This is a genomic window from Gammaproteobacteria bacterium (genome assembly GCA_009838035.1).
Taxonomy (GTDB): Bacteria; Pseudomonadota; Gammaproteobacteria; order Steroidobacterales; family Foliamicaceae; genus Foliamicus.
In genome coordinates this window covers 41023-46208 of the sequence record VXSK01000031.1, presented here as the reverse complement: position 1 = coordinate 46208, position 5186 = coordinate 41023, and the positions used below count along the sequence as shown (strand labels likewise).

Genomic DNA, 5186 nt, shown 5'->3' with positions numbered 1-5186 from the left:
TCCCTCGATACGGATCTCCGCGCCGGCAGCGGCATCGACGACTACCCGTCCGGGCAACAGCCGCATGGCGAAGCGAAACTCCTGACCGCCCTCGCCCCCCACCTCGATCTCTTCGTCCAGCGGGTAATAGCGCTCCAGTTCCGCCCGGACGCGGTAGCTGCCCTGCCAGAGAAGGTAGCGGGACCCAACGTGCGGTGTCGGCAGCAGTGCGTCAACCTGAACGTCAACTTCGGCGGGCTCCACCTCGATCAGCACGCCTTCGGCCGTGAACACGAAGATGGCGCTGCCGCCCAGGAGCGCCAGCAGAACGCCTGCCGTCAGGCGCAGCCAAAAACGGCCCTTCTGCGCCGGCAGCGCGCGCGTTTCGCCGGCGGGCCGGCGCACCGCGATTGCAGCCGGGGCGTCTTCGTCGTCCGCCAGCTCGGGCGGTCTCGTGTCCCAGGCCTGCGCCAGGTAGCTCACTTCAAGGCGCATCGCTTCGAGAGAAAGCGAGTCCAGCGCCACCTCCACTCCGGCAATGGCGAGCCGGTCGCCTTCTTCCAGCCACTGGGCGCCGCTGATCGGCTCGCCGTTCAGCAGAAGGCCGGAAATGCCCGGATAGCACTGCACCAGCGCCCGGTCGTCGAGGAGATTGATGCTGGCCGCCGGCGGCGCTCCGGACGGTCCGGGCAGGCGAATGTGCGCGCCCGCGCCGCTGCCCAGCAGCACGGGCAGATTGTCCGCCGCCAGGCTGCGCTCGCCCTCCGGCAGCACGAGAATCACGTCACGCGCCATGTTTCACGCCTTACGAGTCAGATGGGATCCGTGCAGATCAGGACCAGCGGTTCCGGCAATCCTTCCGGCACGACGACGAACTCGCGGCGCACGTCGCGATAACCGTCCCGGGTACCCACGGCGGTGTAGGCGCCGGGCCGTAGCTCAAGCATGCGGCTGTCGAAACTTCCCAGGCGGCCGACGTGAAAAATGGTCACCTCGGTAAGGCCGTCGGAACGCAACCACACCGGCGCCGGGGTGGCGGCCACCGCCAGGACCTGCTCGAGACGGCCGATCTGCCCGTCAAGGCGCGCGCCGGGAGCGGGAATGGCCGCGGCTTCGTCCAGCAAACGCTTGCCACGTTGCCAGGCGTCGTCCCGGTTCAACATCCGGGCGTTTGCGATCGTGTTTTCCAATGCGTCGTCCAGCCGCGCACGCTGCTCGGCCTCCGCCAGCCCGCGTTGCGCCGCAACGATGTTCGAGTCGATCTCAAGCATTCCGCGGTAATTGTCGGCCGCCCTGCGCCAGTCTTCCGCGAACCTGCCGGCCATTGCGGCCGCCTGGAGTTGCGCCAGCCGCTGCCCGCGTTCCTCCAGCTCCAGCGCGGCAAGGGCTTCGACCGGACCGGGATCGTTCGGACGCTGTGTCCGGGCAGCCTCGAATGCCTTCCGGGCCGATTCGACGTCCCCCTCTCCCAGCGCCGCATGGCCCCGCGACATTCGCGAATTGAACAGTTGCTGATCGATCCGCGCATTGACCGCCGAAAGCTCCCTGCGGGCGGACTGCCGTTCCGGGTCGATCCCGAGCACCGACTGCCAGGCAGCCCGCTGCTCCTCCAGGCTGCCTTCACGCACGCTGGCCCGCGCTTCGGCCACGGTCTGCATGATTTCCGGCAGCCGGGCGGTCCGCCGGGACGCGGACTGCACCTCCGGATCCGTTGTCCCGAGAAGTATCCCGGCCTTTTCGAGTTCCGCCAGGGCGGTGGCCTGATCGCCCGATTCGATGGCCTGCAGCGCGTCTTCCAGTGCCGCGCGGCCAATGTCCGGCGCCTGTTCGCGCAGCTCCCGCAGCATCGCACCCGCTCTTCCATATGCGCCCTGCGCACCCGGATACTCGCGCCGGCGATAGAAGTCGTCCCCTTTCTGCTCCTCGGCGATGGCCTGTTCCCAGGCGCCGCCCGACCACAGGGAAGGCTGCAGGGTCGAGAGGTAATTCCGATCCTGCAGCATATCGCCCATCGCCGAGTCGGCCGCCTCGCGCTGCATCCTCAGAAGCTGCATGTCCTGGCGGGGCGCCTCAGCCTCCTGAACGATGCGCTCGGGCGGCGGTCGCCGGCTTGCGCGTTCCTCGGCGAAGCGCGGCAACGCGAAGAACAGTACCGTGGCCGCCACCAGCAGGAAGCCGCCCAATGCGTAAGCCACCCATAGTGGCACGCCGGAACTGCGTTGTAGCGGCGGCGCAGGCGCCCCGCCGGCGGCATCAACGCGGGTGCTGGCGCGAGCCCTCGCGACGATGGCGGCGGCCTGTGACGGGGCTTCCGGGTTGGCGGATTCCGCTAGTATCTCGTCCAGTGCCGCCCGCACAGCCTGCATGGTCACCGGCCTTAAGTCTTCGTTGCGCGCCAGCATCGCGGTAACCAGTTCGGCCAGCTCATCGGGAATCTGCGGCTGCCCTGCGGGGGCGGCAGGGGCAGCCAGTTCGGCGCTGCGGATGGCCTTTTCGCTGATATCCGGCGCGAACGGCGGAAAGCCGCACAGCAACTCATAGATGACGCAGCCCAGCCCATACACGTCGTCGCCGGTCCGGGCGGGGCGGCCCTCAAGCCGTTGCGGGCTCATGTAGGCCAGCGAGCCTCCGGGACGCCGAACTCGCCCGTCATCCGCCGCATTTGGCAGCACGGCGGCGCCGAAGTCGGTCAGGCAGGCCGCGCCCGACTCGTCCAGGAGGATGTTCTGCGGCTTGATGTCGCCATGCACCACGCCTTTGCGGTGGGCATAGGCCAGCGCGTCGCAAACCGGCAGCAGGAGCCCTGCGGCGGCGCTCCAGGATTGGCCGGACCGCTCTCCGGCATGGCCACCCCGCAGCACCGGCATCGTGAAGAAATGGCTGTTGCCGTCGGCAACGAATTCCTCCGGGCGCACGATGGCCGGATGGACCAGCGACTGGGCGACCGAGAATTCGCGCCGGAAGCGATCGATACGGGCCGGATGCCGCGCATGTTCATCCGCCAGCAACTTCAGGGCAAGCTCGCGGCCTTCCCGCACATCTTCCGCAAGCCAGACCTCACCCAGACCGCCGGAACCCAACGTGCGGACCAGGCGGAACCGGTCTGCCAGCATCTCGCCTTGTCTTCGATCGGTCATTGAATCGCCGGGCACGGGCTTCAGTATGGCTCCAACGGCCTCAAATGATACGAGCGGTTGCCATCCACCCCAGGGAGCGAAGGCGTCTCGCCTTCGTGGAGGGCGGGACGCCCTCCGCCCCCGGCGCTATCGAGACCGTTTCAGGGGCGTGACAGGGACGTGCCCTCAGGCTCCTGCACACCCGGTGCTGCAAGGTCGCCGGTCTCACGAGCGTAGATTTCCCGCAACAGGCGGCGCCATTCGCGAAACCTTTCCTCGGCGGACCCGGTCAAACGCCGTGTCTGGCCTTCGAGTTCCACCACCATGGGTTCGGCCTCGGCATCGAAGGACTCGCCCACCTCACGCAGCGACTCGAGATGCATCCGGGCCTCCTCGCGCCGGCCAAGGCTCCCCTGTATTCCCATGAAGCCGCCCTGAATCATGGTGCCGGTAACGCCCATGTTGTCGCCGCCGCTGGCCTCGTATGCAACCGCGCCGAGGATCCCGAGAATACCGAGCAGCATGCGCGTGTTCGCCGACCTGCGCATCTCTTCGTAGCTCAGGCGGCCTTCACGGGCCATTCGGCGCCAGTCCGTGTAGGGACGGTCCAGGCCGTAATAAAGGTTGGCGTAATGCTCGTTGACGGCGTCGATCAGCGCGTATTCACGTTCGCGCACCTCGCGCATGCGGCTGACCATGGGCTCGTCCGCGGCCGGCAGGCGCCTGACCTCGTACTGCCCCTTGCCGGTCTCTTCCAGGTAACCGCTGAAGGCCTGCGGAACGAGGCTCTGTCCGTAGCGCAGGTCGCTGATCTCGCGCACGCGCTGCATATCGCCGGAACTCAACTGCGCGCGCGCCTGCAGCAGGTCGTTGGCGATCTGGTTATAGATGTTCTGGTAAGGATCCTGGCCGGGACCGGTGTCGCGAATGTAGGCCTGCTCCGAGACCAGCATCTCATAGTTCTTTTCGAACCACCGCCGGCCGGAAGAGTCCCAGGCGCCGACACGCAGTTGCGCGCTGTAGCCGTCCGATTCTTCGATCCTGCCCGAAATTACGACATCCGCAACCGGGCTGTATTCGGGAAGTACGCTTACCGCCCCCCAATAGCCGGTCGTCTCAAGCGTGCTCTTGAGGTGGTACGGCATGTAGCGCGCCTCGGCGCGGCGAATCTCGGGAAAGATGAAACGCTCGTTGAGTTCCTGGTCGCTCGCGCCTTCGGGCAGCCCCGCATCAAAGACCATGATGCCTACGTTGAGCAGGGATTCCGGTGCAATCTCGGCCTCCGCCCTTTGCAGCCCCACCTGCGTGTATTGGACCTCCCGCGCAGTCGTGCAGGCGCCCAGCACAATGATGCAGGTAGCCAGGCCGAGAGTCGTGATCGACCGGTTCATTTTGATTTCAGCCCCATGTGCTTGCGATATTCGTCCCACAATGCCTCGCGGATGCGCTGATCTTCTTCCTGCTCCGCCGCTTCGCGAATCTGCCGCGCCACCTGGTCTTCCTTCCCGGTAGCCTCAGCAATGTCTTCCGGAATCTCGACCTTAGTCTCTGGCCGCTCGCCTGAGGCTCCGTCCTCGGCCGGTCCGCCTGTTCCCTGTCCTCCGCCGGAACCGCCGCCACCGCCCGCGCTGCTATCGCCTGCGCTGCTGCCGGCCGATGCGCTGCCCGCGCCCTGGCCGTCACCGCCAATGCCCCCGCCGGACGCGTTGGGAATGGTCACCATCGCACCGCCGGAGCCGCCGGGTTGACCAATCATTCCGCCCGCGCCTCCGGAACCGGCGGCCGATCCCTGTCCGGCCGACGCCATGGCGCCGCGTTCACGGGCGATTTCGCGATCGTAACCTTCCATGGATTCACGCAGAGCGCCCTCCGGGTCGCCTCCGCTGCCTGTACCTGCCGGTCCGCTCCCCTGGGCGCCGCCGATACCGCCTCCCGGCGTTCTGCCTGTGGCGCCTTCCATTCCGGGCGTCCTGCCTGTGGCGCCGCCTACTGAGATGGAAGGAGAGCCTACCGAGGCGCTGGGAGAACCGACCGAGGCGCTCGGTGAACCCATCGAACCGCTGGAAGAACCGCCCATGGAACCAACCGAAA

At 67.2% G+C, this 5186-nt stretch carries 4 protein-coding genes; all 4 read right to left on the bottom strand.

Annotated features, from left to right (window positions below; translation table 11 throughout):
* Window positions 1–774 (bottom strand): hypothetical protein (locus F4Y72_13145; protein MXZ29230.1); only part of this gene is annotated, 774 nt, incomplete at its 3' end.
* A gap of 17 nt (window positions 775–791) precedes the next feature.
* Window positions 792–3116, bottom strand: coding sequence for a serine/threonine protein kinase (locus F4Y72_13140; GenBank protein MXZ29229.1), 2325 nt, complete (start codon window positions 3114–3116; stop codon window positions 792–794).
* A gap of 140 nt (window positions 3117–3256) precedes the next feature.
* Window positions 3257–4486 (bottom strand): hypothetical protein, encoded by a 1230-nt coding sequence (locus tag F4Y72_13135; GenBank protein MXZ29228.1) that lies wholly within the window; start codon window positions 4484–4486, stop codon window positions 3257–3259.
* Window positions 4483–5055 carry a hypothetical protein gene (locus F4Y72_13130; protein ID MXZ29227.1) on the bottom strand — a complete coding sequence of 191 codons (573 nt, stop codon included), beginning with the start codon at window positions 5053–5055 and terminating at the stop codon, window positions 4483–4485. Before F4Y72_13130 ends, F4Y72_13135 begins: the two co-directional genes overlap by 4 nt.
* Window positions 5056–5186 lie beyond the last annotated feature (131 nt).

Coding starts and splice junctions, on each gene's coding strand:
- F4Y72_13140 (MXZ29229.1), bottom strand. CDS start 3,116: ATGACCGATCGAAGACAAGGCGAGATGCTGGCAGACCGGTTCCGCCTG.
- F4Y72_13135 (MXZ29228.1), bottom strand. CDS start 4,486: ATGAACCGGTCGATCACGACTCTCGGCCTGGCTACCTGCATCATTGTG.
- F4Y72_13130 (MXZ29227.1), bottom strand. CDS start 5,055: ATGGAAGGCGCCACAGGCAGAACGCCGGGAGGCGGTATCGGCGGCGCC.